The following is an 18046-nucleotide window of genomic DNA, read 5'->3' as shown; positions in this document are numbered from 1 at the left end:
CGCGGATTGTATAACTTTTGTACTCAAAGTCACGTTACTTTTAAGGTTATTTTTAAGAAAATGCCCCCTCGACCGCTCCATCCACACTGAAACCATAACGTCACGCTATCATTTAGTGCCTATTGTTTGATAATGGCGATTTTTTCTAGCTCTAAGCCTGGCTTAACAAAGTCAATATCTAAGGTGTAAAAACCCGGGGTCAACTTCACTTGTAAACCTTCGACCGTGATTAACTCACCGTCGGTGCCGTGCAATGGCAGCGTCATGCTAAAATCACCATTAAACGACAAACTGCACGATGATTGCGCCAACGAATCTCGCTCGTACTTCATCACACCATTAAACTGGTAAACCCCTGCCTCACGGACTTCGATAACCACCGAAGCATTCACTTTTGTATTCAGTACAATATCTTGACCAATAGGTTGAATTTGCCCCTCTGGCGCTTCGTTTTGCGCAACAAATGTTTTGATCGGCTCATACGCCTTCAACGGGCGATCCATAACTGGCGCAGCCATAATAAAGCGACAAATGTTCATCGCACTGCGTTGTAATTCGCCAATGGTGAGCGTGCCGTTTTCCAACGCTTCTAACGTGTCATCGCCCATAGCATTGCTTTCAGCGCCATCATTTTCCACCACCATATACAGGTCATTTTGTGCACGCACCATGAACGAGGTGAAGGTTTTACTCTCCGCTCCAGCTTCAACAGGATCGTTCATTTTCGCCCACCAATCCGTCATGACGATACCAGTGTAGCCCCATTCTTCACGCAAAATCGTGGTGTTAAGATCATAGTTTGATGCCGCCCAATGACCATTAACCGGGTTATACGACGTCATGATGGTCGATGCCTGCCCCTCTTTCACCGCCATCTCGAAAGGTTTAATATGCACTTCACGTAGCGCACGTTCCGACATAATGCTGTCGACATCAACACGCGCGGTTTCCTGATCGTTTGCCGCATAATGTTTGATGGTGCCCGACACCCCCGCCTTACTTAAGCCACGAGTTTGCGCCGCCGCCATGACACCCGTCATAAACGGGTCTTCAGAGAAATACTCAAAGTTACGGCCATTTAATGGATGACGATGAATATTAATGCCAGGACCAAGCAAGGTATCGATGTGATTCGCTCGTAGCTCTTGGCCGATCAAATAAAACAACTCTTCGTTCAACGCTGAGTTCCAAGTACAACCGAGCAACGTGCCGATCGGAACTTGGGTCGCTTTATGACCGCTGTCCATACGGATTCCAGAAGGGCCATCCGCTGCTGCTGCAACTGGAATCCCCAATTCAAACAGACTGTCACACACCCCTCCAAAGGCAGCAGCCGTCCCCGGCGTGACTTTTGGGCTGCACATGCCTTCACCGCGAACAATGGTTGCTAACTGCTCTGGTGTCATTTGAGCGACAAACGTGGCTAGGCTTGCTTTGCCCTGCTTAACGTCGATAAGTTTAATGCCTTGGTTACCGGTGATTTCATAACTGCGTGGCATGTTCGCTTGAATACGTTCCGCCAAATTTACTGTGCGCTGTGGTACTGCTTCACGGCCCAAATGGAACACACCATTATCATTCTTTTGTGCTGGCTTGATACGTTCAAACTCATGGATAGGCGCACAAGCTTCACTTAGCGCTTCAATCACCAACAGCGCTTCCAGCTCCAGCGTTGCTTCGATAGCTTGAGCATGACGCACACTGCCACCCAAGCAGAACTGATAAGTCCCCGCTTCTAAAACGTAGCAGCTACGATGACCCGTCACGCCGCTGTCATCGTAAGAAGCCAACGATGCAACCGGAACGGAAATGCGCACCACTTCACTTGCGCCTGGTTGAATTGTTTGCGTTTTGGCAAAGCCTGCCAGAACTCGCGAAGGCTTACCCAATTCACCCTGTGCCGCTTCAACATACAGTTGCACAACCTCTTTACTGGCAAACTCTTTGCCCAGGTTGGTTACCTTGATATCAAAGTGAATAACAGCGTCAGCCCCCGCACCTTCGTACTTGAACATCACTAATTCGCGCTGAAATTCGGTGTAAGATAAACCTGCACCAAATTCAAACTGCACCACTTCCGGATTGAAAGTTTCAAAATAACGGTAGCCAACGTAAATATCTTCCGCGTAGACGTTGCGATCTTTGCGTCCAAAGTTAGCAGACGATGGATAGTCAGCCAGTTGGTAAGCAATCGAATCCGTCAGGCGTCCACTTGGTGATTGTAAACCAGAAACCACATCCGCCAGACCATGACCACCTTCCATACCAGCCGCCCAGCTATATAGTACCGCTTTGATTGACGAGTGATTTTCAACGGAATTAAGCCACGCCATGTCCATGATGTTGGTCACGTTCATTACAATAATCACATCGGTGAAATGACGATTCACTTTCGCGATCATGTCCAACTCTTTCTCAGTCAGGCGATAACTGCCCGCTTCATCCGCATTATCTTGGTCTTCACCAGCGGTACGGCCAATAAAGACCATCGCCTTGTTCGATTGTTCGGCCGCTTTCGCCACCAGATCATCAGTCAATGGCATTTCTTGCTGGAACCAAGGCTCGGCAGCCCAACCACCACCGCCATCATCAAATGGGTGATCCGCAATCCAGTCTTGATAAATCGCAACTAACTCTTCATTCAAACGCACATGACTATTCGCACGCAGACCATCTAACGCACTGATTGCGTATGGAACGTTTACCGCGCCACCAGAGCCAGTACCACTGCGGTAAGTGTCGATTTGGCAACGACCAAACAGAGAAACGTTATCTTGCGCGTTCAATGGCAGCGCAGAGTCAGTATTTTTCAGCAGTACGATCCCTTCTGCCGCGGCTTGGCGGCTGACTGGGACAAGGTTATTTTGCGCTTGGCTAATTCGATTATTGTTCATATACAACCACACAACCGTTCACTTTTGTTTCTTGGAATGAGATCTGACTAAGTACGACTCTTGCGTCATGCGAAGTCACGTTATAAATTATTGAAATTAACAGGGGATGTGCTCGGAATTTTTCTTTAAAGAAAAACGTCACTAGCCCCGCAAAAACAGGCTAAAAACACCGGTTAAGATTCTTTTTACTGTGGAGAAATTGTATGCTGAGCAGGTGCGCCATTCTACCAAAATGGCGACAAAAAAAAGGAATATCGCGACATGAGCATTACCTATCAACTCAAAGCACATCAGAAACATCCCCACCTTAAGTTTGCTTACGTGGATGGGCATCATCATTGCGATTTTGCCGCGCATAAACATGACTTTTCTGAACTGTTTTTGGTGGTAAGCGGTAGCGGTAAGCACACGGTCGCCAACTACGAGTATCCGCTGCATAAAGGCGATGTGTTTGTCATCAACGGCGATATTGAACACGGCTTTCGAGATGTCAATAGACTCAAAATTATCAACTTAATGTTCGACTCACAAACCCCATTTTTTGAAATCCCTTCGATGCGTCAGTTGTCTGGTTATCAAGCCATGTTCAAAGTAGAGCCCATTGCACGCCAGACCACAGAATACAAGGCGAAGCTCACTCTCGACTGCCAGCAATTGCCAAAAATTGAACGCCTGCTCCACACGTTAAAAAATGAATACCAAGCGTCACAACCAGGGTTTGAGGTCATGCTCACGAGCTTAATGCAGCAGTTGGTTATCGCATTAGCGCGCATGTATCAAAATCAAAGCGAGGACTTGCCACAGACCACTTTGGCACTAAGCCGAGCATTGGTCTTTATTGAGCAACATTTTAACGATATCGGGGTGAATAGTGACGCGATAGCCAAAGCGGCCTTTATCAGTAAACGTCAATTAGAAAGGCTATTTCGCCAGTTCTTAAACACCTCTCCAAATCAATACCTGCGAGAAGTACAGCTCAATTACGCCACCAAACTGCTGTGTGATGAAAATGAACGCTCGGTGCTGAACATCGCCGAAGAATGTGGCTTTGCCGACAGTAATTATTTCTCGAAGTGCTTTAAGCAGAAATTTCAGCGCAGTCCGAGAAGTTACCGCAAAGAATATTTCTTACACGACATAAAAAAGCCGCTCTCTGAGCGGCTATGAATGGGCATCCATTCACTGCAATATAATCGAGCTCCCCCGTTAGTACTCAAACAACTTGGAACACATCAAGGCTCCTGTTTTGACTCTATTCTCTCGCATATTGCTAACTTAATGTGGTGCAGCCCCCAAGAACTGCACCCGAGTTATGAGCAAAAGCAGTGATTACCACCACATATCTGCTTGGAAACCAACAATAAAATCACCATCTTTACTGTTACCATCTCGGTCTTCACCACCTAGGTAAGAAGCAAGCAAACGGATTTCCGGGTTCGGACCAAAGCCAGAACTTACCACCATCGTTGGTGCAACCGTCAGTTTGTAATCGTACGAACTGTTTGATTCACCGTTACGATCTTCATAGTTGTACATCATGCCGCCTTCTGTCGCGATAAAGAAGTTTTGCGCAACAGGGAAGGAAGGACGAACCATTGCTGACACCCACCCGTCTGAAGATTTATCTTCAAAATCATTATATTGCGTTTGGATTGAGTGGAAAACGCTCACGCCATTTTCAAAGAAGTAACCACCCCAAACCAAACCACGCACCGACATGTTGTCCTCATCAACCGCTTTAACACATGAGGTACCACAGCCTGAACCTGTGGTTAGCCAGCTTTGATAATCACTACCAGGTTTGTACGTGTTGTAAGTGGTGATAGTGCCACCTAACAGGTTACCTGAACCTAAACCTTTACCCGCTTGAACAATGTACTTAGTAAAGCCTTTATCAGACAAACCAAACACAGAATCGCTGTTGTAAATACCGGTCATTTCAAAGCCGCTTTCAGCGAAAACCTCGTCCTCACCAAACAGTTTCACTACGTTATCTGGCATGAACTTCGCCATCGCCATCACTTCAAGTGAGCCAAAGTTTACTCCTGCATGCAACGCATGCATGATATTGTTACTATCACCCCAAAAATTGGCATCACCTGAGTCATCACTAGCAATGTAAGCAAAATCCCATGCATTACCACCTAGTTGGACGCCTTCAATACCAAACCCCGTCCCTGACATATCGGTATAGAAGAAGTCGGTCATGAAAATATAATTTTCTTTACCGTAAAAACGCTTACCCCCCCAGATAACACCTGTTTCAGAAACGTTTTCAAACTCAACGAACGTTTCAACTAAACCAACTTCACTGTTTGCTGCATCTGCGTTTGTACCAAGTTGGTTAGACGCTAGTTGTGCGTTGTTAGCGCCAAGGCGAGTTTTGATTCGGATTTTTTGATCTGCGTCATTAACAAAGTTTTTCTGTAGCGCAAGCTCAAAATGGTTGTCAGACTCCACACCCATGCGACCTAAACGCTCTTTCGATGCAGGGAATTTAGCGCGTTTAAAATCGTCATTTTCACTGAAAAGAGCGCCAGCACGGAAATAACCGTGGAACTCAAAACCATCGGATTTCTCAGCGTGAACAACCGGTGCTGCGGATAAACCTGCTGTCGCAACCAAGCAAGCAAGGGTAAGCTTAGAAAGTTTCATATTAACTCCATGTTCTATCAAATGCCTTCAAAGAAAGCGCTTTCTTTTTATTTTAAAAAAAACTGAACATCCATGACGATCACAATGAATATGCATGCGTTCAATAGTACAATGAAACCAATAATATATAGCCTCAAGTACTTTGTTCAGTATGTTGAAATTATAAATTGATCATTAAGCATAAACCGTGACCCCGCCCATCAAAGAAAGCGCTTTCTTGGTTATTGATCACAAATCTATATACAAATTATCAATTTCTTGTCTAGTGACCTTTGAGTATGCCCATTTATGTATCAGAGAGTTATCTATAAACAGGCCCCAAAAGCATCCAAATTAAGAAAAGCAAAAAGCTCGCAAAATCACTTTTGCGAGCTTTGGTTACACATTTTGATTACGGTTTCGCAAAACGCACGTTATCTAAACTAAATGTCATCGCGGCTGTAGGCTCAAACACGAGTAAGTTAGTGATAGCCGCTGGGTCAGCTTGATTGCCAGCGACAAAACGGTTTGTTTGTGCAAGCAGGTCCGCGAGCTTAATTCGCACTTCACCCCATTGTCCCATTTCTGGCAATGTTACCGTCATGTCAGATGCTTTAGGCCACCCGCTGTCGGTTTTCACCATCAGTTCACTGCCATCGGTCATCTCATCCACTTTGATATCAAACACTAATTCACCCGTTTCCAACCAGTGTCTTATATCCGTTGTCGGTGAACGGAAGTAGATGTTACCTGCGCCATTTTGTTTTGTAATCTTAAGCACTTTACCGCGGCTAACCTCGTCAATTTCTTCATGCTCGATGAGATTCATTGGATCGTAACTGCCATATGCGAGGCTGCTGTTGAGCGCATCTTCAAAAATCGCCAACAGTGGACCATCTGCGTAACTGTCATCTTGTGCCAAAATGGCTGGTGCTTTAAGACCATCTAGTACGATCGCTTGTTCACCAACCGCTGCACAACCTTTGCCTTTCCATCGATCGACACCACATCGATAAACTTTGACGGAATCTACAAGCAAGGTTTTCGGATAATCGTTGTCATCCACACCTTTTTCATTCGCATTCGCCGACCAGGCACCACCGACCGCCAGATTGAGTAATAAGTGGAATCGCTCATCAAAAGGCGCTGGGGATTTTGCATTCACCAGTTGGCCATCAACTTCATATTGACTGTACCAACCATCAGCCGTTTGTGTCGCATAGTGAATATTGTCTACATACCAGCGGATTTCGCCCTCTTCCCACTCAATTGCATAGGTATGAAAACCATCGGCTGGATTAACCCCATCTGGTAAGGTAGCCGCTTGCCCTGTGTATACGTTATCAGGCCATTTTTTTCCATAATGTAAGCTGCCGTATATGCGATTTTCTTTATCACCCGGTTTCGCCCCTGGCGCATCAGATTGCGCTTTTAAGTTCACCGCTTCTAAAATATCGATTTCGCCTGATGCTGCCCAAGTGCCATATTTATTGTCAGTTGGTAACATCCAAAATGCAGGCCAAGTTCCCTGACCGGTTGGCAGCTTAGCGCGGATTTCAAAACGACCATATTTGTGGTCTCGTTTACCTTTAGTGCGAAGACGTGCCGAAGTAAACGGTAGCGTTTTGTTTGCCCCCGGTTTACCTTCTGCGTCATCCGGGCCAGTAAAACTTTCTTTATGAGCTACGATGTGCAATAAGCCATCTTGAACAAAGGCATTGCGCGCGCGTTTGGTATAGCACTGCTGTTCATTGTTTCCTCCGCCCCAACAGTTTTCTTCCAAAGACCAATTACGACTGCTGATTTTGTCACCTTCAAACTCATCTTCCCATACTAGCTGCCATTTATCGCTTGGTTCAACAGGAGTATTGGTTAATACAGTGGGCTTTTTAGTTAAGCTGAAATCTGTTCCACCATCGTGGTCACCAGTTGATTGACACCCTGCCAACAAACCCATGGTCACAGCGAGGCCAAGTGGTTTGAGTATGTTTTTTTGCATCCAAGTTCTCCAGCAGCATATGCGCTGCAAATGTTACTAATCAATCCATATCGCATACTGCTTTTGCCTGCACTGATCGCGCTGCACAAACACATATGCTGACAATTATTATTGTTAAAATTCGGCTATACCTTGTGATATAGCCGATTATGATTAAAGCGATATCAAATCCGATAACGCTTTAACTTGACGTTTTAGTTAGTTAAACCAAGAGATGTTTCTAAATTGAATATCTGCCTCAGTCAGGCCATCCTTACCCTCGTTGTGAACCATGAATGGTGCAACCACCTTGGTTAAAACCGGTTCGCCTGAGAACTTAGAGATGTCAACTTCTATGACTTGCCATTCTTCAGTCAACGTATACTCACCCTCGTTAAAACGAATTGCGTGATTAGAAGCCCATTGCCCCCCCGTATCCGATTGGAAGCCAACACCAAAACCAAACTCAGCCAGTGCCTTACCGTTTTCGGTGGTACCACGGATCTCAAACTTCAGTGTTTTAATATCGCTAAAGTCACGGACACTGTTATCACCAATATGGGCACCCCATCCCCAATCGAGCGCGCTAGCAGGATCCGTTGCAATGGTTAAGATGCCGTTATCATCAATACCAGCCCAAGCGCTACCTTCCCACGCAAATGCATCTGCGCCATCATAAACAGCCGAACCCAGCACTCGGAACTCTCCGTCAACAAGTGGCTCATCCGGTTGTACGATAGGTGCATTCGGTGGTGCCAACACATCAGCCAACAACGAAGGCAAATCACCTCCATAGCTTGCCGTAAAATCACAATCTCGCGTCAAACCCAGTTGGTTTAACGTTTCAACTTTGTCCCAAGCAACGTATTTGACATTACAATCCATATCAATCAAGCCAAAGTGCTGCTCTGAATGCCCATCATTATTCGCATCCCCTTTCCATGGCTCATCAAATGCTTGGAAGAAGAAGAGTGACACATTTTCATTCGCTGAAAAATCACGCATATCATCGTGGAATCTTTTCTGCTTGTATTCATCCGCAGCTTGAGTACCACCCGCACCGTACGCTTCGGTAGAAAGAGAAGACCACCCCGTTTCGCCGATATGAATTGGCTTAGTTGGATCGACACTGTTGATAAATTGTTGAGCGAGGGCAAATTGCTCCAAGGAACGAACATAAGCTTTGTCCATTGACAGAGCTATCTGCTCTTCCTTAGTAAGGGATTGATCCTGCTCTGATATTTTCCAATCCGTTTTAAAATTCGGATCCCACTGAGTATCATGGAAAGCATAGGTATGTAGGGAAACGTAGTCCACCGCTTGAATAAGCGCTTTAAGATCAGATTGTTCATTGTGGTTTGCATTGGCATCTTGTCCTGCCCACACAGCCCAGTTATCTGACGTGGTCACCCACAAGTCTTTCGTCGCGTCATTTTCTTGCTTCCAACTTTGAAGGTCATTGACGTGATTAAGAATGATAGATGGGTGAACTTTGTAACTCGCAGCCCAATTGACCATCGCCTCATTGCCCACAGCAATCACTTTAACGATATCAGGGTATTCAAGAGCCAGCTCCTTAGCTTTCGCTAATTCCAACTGGTTATTTGGCGAATCAACTGAAGAGTCAATTGCCTGGCCAGTCCATGAGTTCAGAGCATCAATCCAAACACCTAGCATCACATACATTTCAAAGTTTTCATCTTCTGCTTTGAGAAGACGAATCGCTTCAAGAAGATTTTCCGTGTTACTCTCACCATCAAGGCCTTTAAAGCCTTGTGTGTTGTACGTACGGATGACCTTAATCCCCATGGCAGAAAGAACTCGCATATCTTCCATCTGATCAGCCACAGAAGGAACCGTATCACCATCCATTCGTTCTTTCGTTCGCCACGCGCCATATGAAATGGCTTGGTACTCTGGATTACCTAATAACGGTTTGCCTGAGTCTGACGTCGGGTAAGTTTCAGGTTTCGGTTGAGCAAGTAAACCATAACCTTCATGACGAATGTTGTGCCAATAAAAAACTTTGTCATTGGTTTCGCTCATGAAGTCAAAAAAGATGACTTTTTGGTTAAAAGTAAAGTCAGAATTAAGTTCACCACCTACTAAGTTGTTGAAATCAAATGTAAGCAGCTCCCATTCATTGGCTTTCGTCGTTTTCACTTCTACTTCAGCAAATTCATCCGAATTAGCTTTGTTTTCCACTTTGAGTCGAACTGGAATGTCAGCCGCTGGCGCATAAACCCAAACAGTAATAAGACTGCGTTCCTGATCCAAATCTAACGTTTTGGTATCAGATAAAATGGTGCCTGCCCATGGCTGCGCGTCGGCTGCTCTCGATGTTTTAAGAACCGTGCCTACTGGTTCAGATACGTTCAGCGCACTACTAGAAAGGCTATTTGGATTTACAACTCCTAGTTCAGTCACCGCACCTTCGAAATCATACGGTGCAGACAGATCCATTACGTAATCTGGTGCAACGGATACTGTTGGCGTAACAACCTCCCCCCCATTATCACCTCCGTCAGTAGGTGGCGGATCAGTTTTGACACTGTCGCCACCACACCCCAGTAGTGCAAGGCTAATCGCAGAACACAGTGCAGCTTTGGCAAATTGAGACCGCTGATTAATTATTCTCATTCTATCTTTCCTTGTTGTTTCATGTTGACCTTTCCCACAAAAGAAAGCGCTTTCTTTACGAGCGTTCAATTTTTCTTGATGTGTGGTATCTACGATGTATATCGGTCACTTATTACAGTCTTCACAGACATAAAAGAGACAATACATATCTACATCATAATGTCATTAACAAACAAAAACGTGAGATACCCCATAAAGAAAGCGCTTTCTTTATGCATTGATCACATGACGTACAAAATATTAATAAAATTGGGTGCCGTGATAATTAGGCTGGAACAAATTGTGTAATTGTGATGTTTTCTCTTTAGCTATCATCACAATACAAGTAATATGGTGCCTATTATGTAGAGGATAAGGTACTTCCCGTTGATCACAATTAAAGAAGTCTCTGAGTTGGCTAATGTGTCTCAGTCGACCGTCTCTCGCGTACTGAATGGACACCCTACGGTTAAAGAAGTTAATCGAAAAAAAGTATTTGATGCCATTAAGAAGCTTGGCTACAAACCCAATGCATTTGCCCAAGCTCTCGCATCGAGTCGTTCAAACAGTATTGGTATGCTTGTCGGGTCGTTAGATGGCCCATTTTATGGACCATTAATGCACAATGCTGAAAACACTGTTCGTGATAGCAACAATCACCTGATCGTTACCAGCGGTTTAGAGTCACACGCAAGAGAAATTGATTCGATCAACTTCTTGCGCTCCAAACAAGTCGATGGACTGATTATCCATTCAGATATGTTATCTGACGATGAGTTGATTGATGTCATTGAGAAGAATCCCGCGACCATCGTACTCAACCGTTATATTCCAGAAGTTGCCAATAAATGCATTTTTATCGATAACGAACTGGGGGGCTATCTCGCCACAAAACACATGCTAGAGCGTGGGCATACTAAAGTGGCCTGCATCACAGGTCAGCTAAGTAAAATTGACAGTCGTGATCGTTTGCAAGGTTACCGCCATGCACTAACTGAATTTGGGATAGAATTTGACACGAACCTGATAGTCGAGGGCCGCTTTGACCATGAGGAGCGCGGATTAAATCACATGTGCGCCCGCCGTTTACTAGAACGAGACTCGAACATTACCGCCATTTTCTGCCATAACGACAACATTGCATTAGCGGTGTACGACGTCGCCTATGACCGCGGCTTAGAAATCGGACGCGATATTTCCGTTGTCGGTTTTGATAACGACAGCCACAGCCAACACATGCGGCCAAAACTGACAACGGTAAACTTCCCGGTTCGAGAAATGGGGATTGAAGCGGCGAAAGGAGTGATTGCTTTGGTCAACAAGCAAGACTACTCACTCAAACATAAATTAACACCAGAGTTAATAGTGCGCGAGTCTGTTGTAGAAAGGTAAGTTACTGATTTTAAACGTTATCAATAAAAAAGGCCCCGATATGATATCGGGGCCTTTATTTTATCGGTTTGGTTTATGGGCGTAATAATGCTTCCGGAATGGACACCACCACTTTCTCAATCTCTCCTGAACGAGCAAAGATAGGGTCGCTCAGCTCCTTCGAGATAACTAGGCTATCCGCCACAAGACACTCACCTGTTGATTTTGTGAGTATAATACCCATTTGCTGATCAGCCCCTACGACCTTATAAATAAATGGTACTTGACAGAGGGTAAATGCCAATTGATCTTTTTCTACCACATAACTTTGCGTATTGCCCGCCACGCTTTGACAAGAGAACGATGCTGGCTCAGTCAGGAATTCATTACGATTGAGCAATCGAGGATCGATACGAATTTCACCGTTTTCCACCATAATACCGAGCTCAGTAAAGCGCGTGATCACTTCTTCTTTCACTTGACCAGTCATGCCCGGTTGCTGCGCACCAGCATGCTTTGGCGTGTGCGAGTATGGGTCAGTTGGGAATGCGCCGTAATTTTCTGGTGTTTTATTAAAGCCAATACCAGCGCGTACGCGGTAGTAGTATTCCGCTAACTTTTGCGTTTCTTCGCTATTGGCATCAAGTTCACGCGCCACCAAGTAGTTTTCTTGCACAGCAAGCAATAGCTTGGAAACCATATGCCAGTAGATACTACCCAGTCCTTCGTAACCAAACATGGTGCCTGAGCGGCCAGTAAACGCTTTGTGATTGAATACTTCTTCGTAAAGCGCCTCTACCCCTTCCCAGTCTTCATCTGTCGCGTCGGCGTAATCACCACACAACTTGTGGATTTGCGCTTTCAAGTAGCCATTGTTTTCTAGGCTCGCATGAAAGTGGAATTGACCTTGTGCATCAGCCATCACCAAACGGTGATCGCCTTTGCCCAACATTTTGCTTAGCACTGGTATCGCGCTAATTTGCTCCTCGGTCAGGCAATTCTTATTCATGAATGCACTTAAGTCACGATCTGGATACAACATGAAGCTGTCTTGATCTTCGCGATACATCTCGCTAGCGAATAGGTTATCCAGTAAGGTCACCGCTTGTGCTGGTGTAAGTACACCTGCACTTAATACTGCAACTTGACCTTCCAACATTGGGTACAACTCTTCAACCTGCAGGCTTTCTGCTGAGTAAGTCAGAATGTTGTACGCATTGTACAACCCATCTTCGCGTAAGTTGCTAGCAATGCTGGCATCCAATACCGTTAAGCTCACCTCAAGCAGCTGCTGAATCGCTGATGCTTCTACTGTCGTCTTGCCAGAAAAGCCATTGACACGGTAAACACGTTGACGGAAATCTTCTGCGGCTTTTTCTAGCTGAGTCAGAATCGCTTTGCGGGTTTGGCGCGTCACCGTTTCTTGACGGATCTCTTTTGCTGCCTCAGACAGAATACGTGTGGTTGAAAGTAACCATTCGAACACCTCTTTCGACATGCTGACGGAAGCAGGCGCATCGGCAAGCAGTTGCTGCAAAAAGGCAATATAACGACGCATGTAATATAACGTGACCATCGACAAACCATTGCCGACAATAGCGTTGTTGGCATCGTTCCATTCCGGACGCTGGGTATTCAGCCAAATACCGCCATCCAGAACCAAGTTGCTGAGCTTCGCCAACAGTGGCACTAGCACTTTCTCGGTCAAGTTAACCATGTAAATGTCGTTGTCACGACCAAGAACCAATCGACCATCGCTGCCCATTGCATCAACGCGTTGTTCGATACTGTGTTGCAGCTCATCATTGAAGGTCACGGTGTCTTTCGGATTGTCGAACAGCTTCTCAACATCGCACAACTCGTAAGGCACGTTGGCGTAGCTGAAGATATCTGACTGCATCAGTGCAAGTAGGTCTTCACGCTGATATTTATCTGCGAGTTCTAAGAACTTGAGCAAGTAGATGATTTGGTGATCCCCCCAGTAACCGATGTTACTCCATGGGTCATCCGCCTCTAGCATTTCCCAGTCAATGCCGTCTTTGGTGATGCGATATGGGTTGTAGCCGTCCATTGTAGATGCGTTCACAAACTTCGCTAAGAAAGATGGAATGAAGCCAGGATAGCTAAGCGCAATCGCCTCCCAGTTTTGGAAGATGTCACGCCAGTTGCCTTGATAAGAAAGCAAACGCTCACCATTGTCGTCTTTAAGTTTGATTTCATAGTGGTTCCAAGGGCGGCTTGGATCGCCATGACGACGACCGAATGTCAGCGGCAGATATTCGTAGCTTAAACGGATTAACTGCGCATCTTCACTTTGCTTGGCCAGGCTGACAAGCTCTGTATGGGTAAACTGATCCGGTAGGTCGGCGAACAACCCGACGTGACGCTCAAACACAATGCGGTTGGCGTTGCGAATCGTCGCTAGCACATCTTTCTTGTCTAACGTGTAGTTGTTTTCAAATACCCCACCGCGCATGTTATTAAACAGTACGTTGGCGTAGTGGTGTACGCTGGTTGCTTCTTCAGCCGTAATTTGCCACGCATCTGCGCCAGACATCAAACTGATCAATTCTTGCTGGTTGGCAGCAATGCTCTGCTCAACTACTTCCGTCATGTTGATTGGCTGGACAAGACGGTGGCGCATCGCCGTAACATCACTGTGATTCTTGTCGATATCCGCAATAATCAACCAAGACTTGTTCTGATTTGCGTCGAGCTTAATAGACTTGTGGATCAAGTAGCTACCACGCACCCCTTTAGTTAGGGTTTCGTTACTAATTTCACGACCTTGACGGAACGCGCTCACTTGTTCGCTGCTCAATAGACGCTGACCGTAATCATTGTCGATACTAAACACGGTGGTTGCGAGCAAGGATTCGGCAGGCTCGGCACGATCACTGAGTTTCGCGTACATGGTGAAGAGCGCAAGTGAGCTACCATCGAGCAACTCATTCCACTTGTAAGCATCCACTAATGCACTCCGTGTTTGCAATGCCGACAATGGCGCACCAGATGGCAATAGGTTTTGCAGACCATCAATTAGCTCCATCTCTCGAGCCTTACCTGATAGGTCCGTGATTTGTGAGCGACGAACAAAACCAAACTCTTCACTGGTGTTCCAGCTGTATTGGAACTTTAGTTGTAACGTATGGTTAAGCTCTTCAAAAACAATCTTGTCACCAATGGTGTTTTTGTACAGATGACGCTCAACTTGGTACAACCCATCGTGATGGCGATTGAACGGTTCCCACATGGCAACGCCTTGCTCACCTGCGACTTTGATGATGGTTTTCGAACCAGTGTTTTCCGCACTCTCATGGATGTGGTCGACGGATTTGTATGGAAACAGCGCGTTCTCTGGACGAATGCGTCCCGCAGATAAGCTACCAGTGGATGAGATGAATAACCAGTGATCGCTAGCAGAAACCACACTGATGAAAAACGGGTTCATTTGGTCGACGTGAGAAATCTTGTAGTAACGTTCACCGTCTAAATCAACGAAACTTCCCTCTACGGTTGGGCTAGAAAAATGTTCAAAATTCATAATGTTCTTCCAATATTTATGAAAGCGCTTTCGAAAAGCACTTTTTTTAGACTAATTCGAGTGCTTTATCCGAGGTGATGGCAACGAGCGTAATGGTCTTCGGCGACTTTGGTCGGTTCGGGCACAGATTGTGTGCACACTTCAGTCGCTTTAAGGCAGCGGGTGGCAAACGGGCACCCTACACTGCTTGGCTTCCACAATGGGATATCGCCTTTCTTCGCCGTAAGCTCACGTTTTCCTGAGTTACCCACCTCTGGTACGGCGGATAACAGCAGCTGTGAATATGGGTGCTGCGGATTTTGTGTCACGTTATCACTATTGCCCCACTCAACCATATGGCCAACGTACATCACGGCCGTTTTCTCAGCAAAGTAGCGCGCAGTAGCGATATCGTGAGTAATGTACATAAAGGAGATGCCGTGCTTATCTTTCAAATCTGACATCAAGTTTAAGATACCTAAGCGCACTGACACATCGAGCATTGAGATAGGCTCATCAGCCAGAATGACTTCTGGATCAACCGCAATCGCACGGGCAATCGCCACACGTTGACGCTGGCCACCACTGAGTTCGTGCGGGTACTTTTCTGCCGTCTCTTTCACCGGAGAAAGACCTACCAGCTCAAGCAACTCGTACACTAATTTTGGAATTGCGTGCTTCTCTGCGCGGTTATGAATCATCAACGGACGAGCAATGTGATGATAAATAGTATGCACTGGGTTTAACGAACCAAATGGGTCTTGGAAAATCATCTGAACCTGACGTGCGTATTCCAGCTCACCATGCTCTTTGATGTACTCACCGAGATCCTGACCTTTAAAAGTCACATTACCATCGGTTTTATCGTAGATACGAGTCAGTATGCGAGCACCGGTACTTTTTCCCGATCCTGATTCGCCCACGATAGCGAGCGCTTCGCCTTTACGCAGTTCAAATGATACATCGTTAACCGCACGCATCAGATTGCTTTTTGCAGACTGACCAAGTGGAAAGTCTTTCACCAGATTCTTTACTGAGAGAATCACTTCTGGGGTAGTTACATTGTCCATTCATCTCTCCCGATTACATCAAATGGCAGGACACTAGATTGCCATTACTAACTGGCACCAGTGTTGGATCGCTCTTCTCGCACTGTGCAAAACATTCATTACAGCGTGCTTGGAAGTTACACCCTTGCGGGATCTTAAGTAGGTTCACAGGGTTGCCTGGAATGCCATAAAGGCGTTCTTTTGGCCCATGAATGGTTGGGAATGATGAGATCAAACCTTTGGTATACGGATGTTGTGGGTCGCCAAATACATTTTTCGCGTCACCCAACTCAATCAGATTACCGGCATACATCACACCAATACGATCAGCAATCTCTCCCATCAAGCTCAAATCGTGACTGATGAACAGAATCGAGAAGCCGAACTTACTCTTGAGTTCGTACAATTCATTGAGGATTTCACGCTCAACCACCACATCAAGAGCGGTGGTTGGCTCGTCCATAATGATCAGTTTTGGCTCTAGTGCCAATGCGATTGCAATGACGACGCGTTGGCGCATGCCACCACTCAATTGGTGTGGAAAACTTGCCATGCGATCCCCGTGAATACCGACGATACCAAGTAGCTCAACCGCTCTACCATAGGCTTCTTTATAAGTGGTTTTACGGTGAGCCAAAATCACATCGGTGAGCTGTTCACCAATGGTGATCACTGGGTTGAGTGAGTTCATTGCACTTTGGAATACCACTGACACGTCATTCCAACGGAACTTACGTAACTGTCTGTCGTTCATTTTCAGTACATCCTGACCTTTGTAGAGAATTTCTCCTTCAGAGATCAGTGCAGGGGCTTTGTGCAAACGAGAGATGGCAAATGCCAATGTGCTCTTGCCACAACCAGACTCACCCGCAATACCCAACGTTTCACCCGGCGAAATGCTGATACTGACGTTGTTCACGGCACGAGCCACGCCATTTGGTGACACGTAATCGACGCATAGATTATTAATTTCTAATAAGTTGCTCATCTTAAACCTCTGCGCTTATCGGCTTCTTTTTTCAGTTTGTGCCACAGCTTGATGTGTGGACCAGTACGAAGTTTCGGGTTGCTCACTTGGTCAATCGACATATTGATCAGCGCCAAAGCACCACCTGTGATGGCCAGTGCCATTGCTGGAACTAACATTTCCCACCAAGCTCCAGTGTAGAGCGAAGACGACGTTTGCGCCCAGTACAACATAGAGCCCCAGCTCACCTCTGTTGCGTCACCCAAACCTAGGATGCCTAAGCCCGCTTCTGAGCCCATTGCGTAAATCACTGTGCCCAAGAAACCACCAAATACGATCGAGACAAGGTTCGGTAAGATTTCGACTAAGATGATGCGGATTTTTGACTCCCCCATCACTTCCGCAGAGATAATAAATTCTTTGTTTCTTATTGCCATGGTTTGTGAACGAATCACCCTTGCGCCCCAAGGCCAAGAGGTTATCCCGAGCAATATGGTGATCACGAGGGCCCCCACCTGCCCTAAGAAAGCAGCGAGCACTATTAGCAGTGGTAACTGAGGGAACACCAAGAAAACGTTAGTTAGGAAGTTAAGGCGCTCATCGATCTTGCCGCCGAAATAGCCCGCTGAGACGCCAATAACCACGGCGATACTCATCGCAATCACACCGGCAGAAATCGCTACCGCCAGCGACTTTCTCGCCCCGTAGAGCACTTGGCTGTATACATCACGCCCACTTCGAGTTGTACCCAGAACATGTTCTGAGTTTGGTGCAATGTGTGGTCTTGCGACGCGGCGATCAGGATCATGCGTTGCCAGAATCGGAGCGAAAACCGCGCCCGCTAAAACAATAGAGAGTAACAAGCCACCAATAATGGCTGGCGGATTACCGTAAAAGAACGCGTAAACTTTGCCCAAGCTCTTTTTAATGCGCTTCCAAGAAAATTTCGATTCACGAATCATCAGTTCATCGTGCTCTGAATTCGTTGGGTTATTAATTAATTTTTCCATG

10 protein-coding genes are annotated in these 18046 nt (G+C 46.0%); 2 read left to right on the top strand and 8 right to left on the bottom strand.

Features of this window, described 5'->3' with window-relative positions; translation table 11 throughout:
* Positions 1 to 119: 119 nt before the first annotated feature.
* Positions 120 to 2894, bottom strand: a complete 2775-nt coding sequence (locus tag AK966_RS11450; protein ID WP_119464182.1) for a glycoside hydrolase family 3 C-terminal domain-containing protein — start codon at positions 2892 to 2894, stop codon at positions 120 to 122.
* A 261-nt stretch (positions 2895 to 3155) separates the two neighbouring features.
* On the opposite strand from AK966_RS11450, the gene AK966_RS11445 reads away from it, so the two are divergent.
* Positions 3156 to 4061 (top strand): helix-turn-helix domain-containing protein, encoded by a 906-nt coding sequence (locus tag AK966_RS11445; RefSeq protein ID WP_099078401.1) that lies wholly within the window; start codon positions 3156 to 3158, stop codon positions 4059 to 4061.
* Between the two features lie 162 nt (positions 4062 to 4223).
* On the opposite strand, the gene AK966_RS11440 is transcribed toward AK966_RS11445, so the two are convergent.
* The 3 genes from AK966_RS11440 to AK966_RS19925 all read right to left on the bottom strand — a co-directional run bounded on the left by AK966_RS11440 (position 4224) and on the right by AK966_RS19925 (position 10146).
* Entirely contained in the window at positions 4224 to 5549 is a 1326-nt protein-coding gene (locus AK966_RS11440) for a carbohydrate porin (protein ID WP_119464181.1), read from the bottom strand.
* Between the two features lie 391 nt (positions 5550 to 5940).
* Positions 5941 to 7527 (bottom strand): glycoside hydrolase family 16 protein, encoded by a 1587-nt coding sequence (locus tag AK966_RS11435; protein WP_099078403.1) that lies wholly within the window; start codon positions 7525 to 7527, stop codon positions 5941 to 5943.
* Positions 7528 to 7725: 198 nt separating this feature from the next.
* Positions 7726 to 10146 carry a hypothetical protein gene (locus AK966_RS19925; RefSeq protein WP_182852655.1) on the bottom strand — a complete coding sequence of 807 codons (2421 nt, stop codon included), beginning with the start codon at positions 10144 to 10146 and terminating at the stop codon, positions 7726 to 7728.
* Between the two features lie 366 nt (positions 10147 to 10512).
* Here AK966_RS19925 and AK966_RS11425 point away from each other — a divergent pair, with 366 nt between their 5' ends.
* The gene (locus AK966_RS11425) at positions 10513 to 11517 is read left to right on the top strand and encodes a LacI family DNA-binding transcriptional regulator (RefSeq protein ID WP_119464180.1); all 1005 of its coding nucleotides are present in this window, start codon (positions 10513 to 10515) and stop codon (positions 11515 to 11517) included.
* A 73-nt stretch (positions 11518 to 11590) separates the two neighbouring features.
* Here AK966_RS11425 and AK966_RS11420 read toward each other — a convergent pair whose 3' ends face one another.
* The 4 genes from AK966_RS11420 to AK966_RS11405 form a co-directional block, all read right to left on the bottom strand.
* Positions 11591 to 15040 (bottom strand): hypothetical protein, encoded by a 3450-nt coding sequence (locus tag AK966_RS11420; RefSeq protein WP_119464179.1) that lies wholly within the window; start codon positions 15038 to 15040, stop codon positions 11591 to 11593.
* Positions 15041 to 15105: 65 nt separating this feature from the next.
* Entirely contained in the window at positions 15106 to 16089 is a 984-nt protein-coding gene (locus AK966_RS11415; protein ID WP_099078406.1) for an ABC transporter ATP-binding protein, read from the bottom strand.
* Positions 16090 to 16102: 13 nt separating this feature from the next.
* On the bottom strand, positions 16103 to 17056 hold the full coding sequence (locus AK966_RS11410; protein WP_119464178.1) for an ABC transporter ATP-binding protein: 954 nt from the start codon (positions 17054 to 17056) through the stop codon (positions 16103 to 16105).
* The gene (locus AK966_RS11405; RefSeq protein ID WP_119464177.1) at positions 17053 to 18045 is read right to left on the bottom strand and encodes an ABC transporter permease; all 993 of its coding nucleotides are present in this window, start codon (positions 18043 to 18045) and stop codon (positions 17053 to 17055) included. The genes AK966_RS11410 and AK966_RS11405 overlap by 4 nt, the downstream gene beginning before the upstream one ends.
* Between the last annotated feature and the right edge of the window lies 1 nt (position 18046).

The sequence above is a fragment of the Vibrio sp. PID23_8 genome (assembly GCF_003584965.1).
In the GTDB taxonomy this organism is placed as follows: Bacteria; Pseudomonadota; Gammaproteobacteria; order Enterobacterales; family Vibrionaceae; genus Vibrio.
The sequence above is the reverse complement of the archived record's forward strand: the minus strand, read 5'-3'. Positions and strand labels throughout refer to the sequence as shown.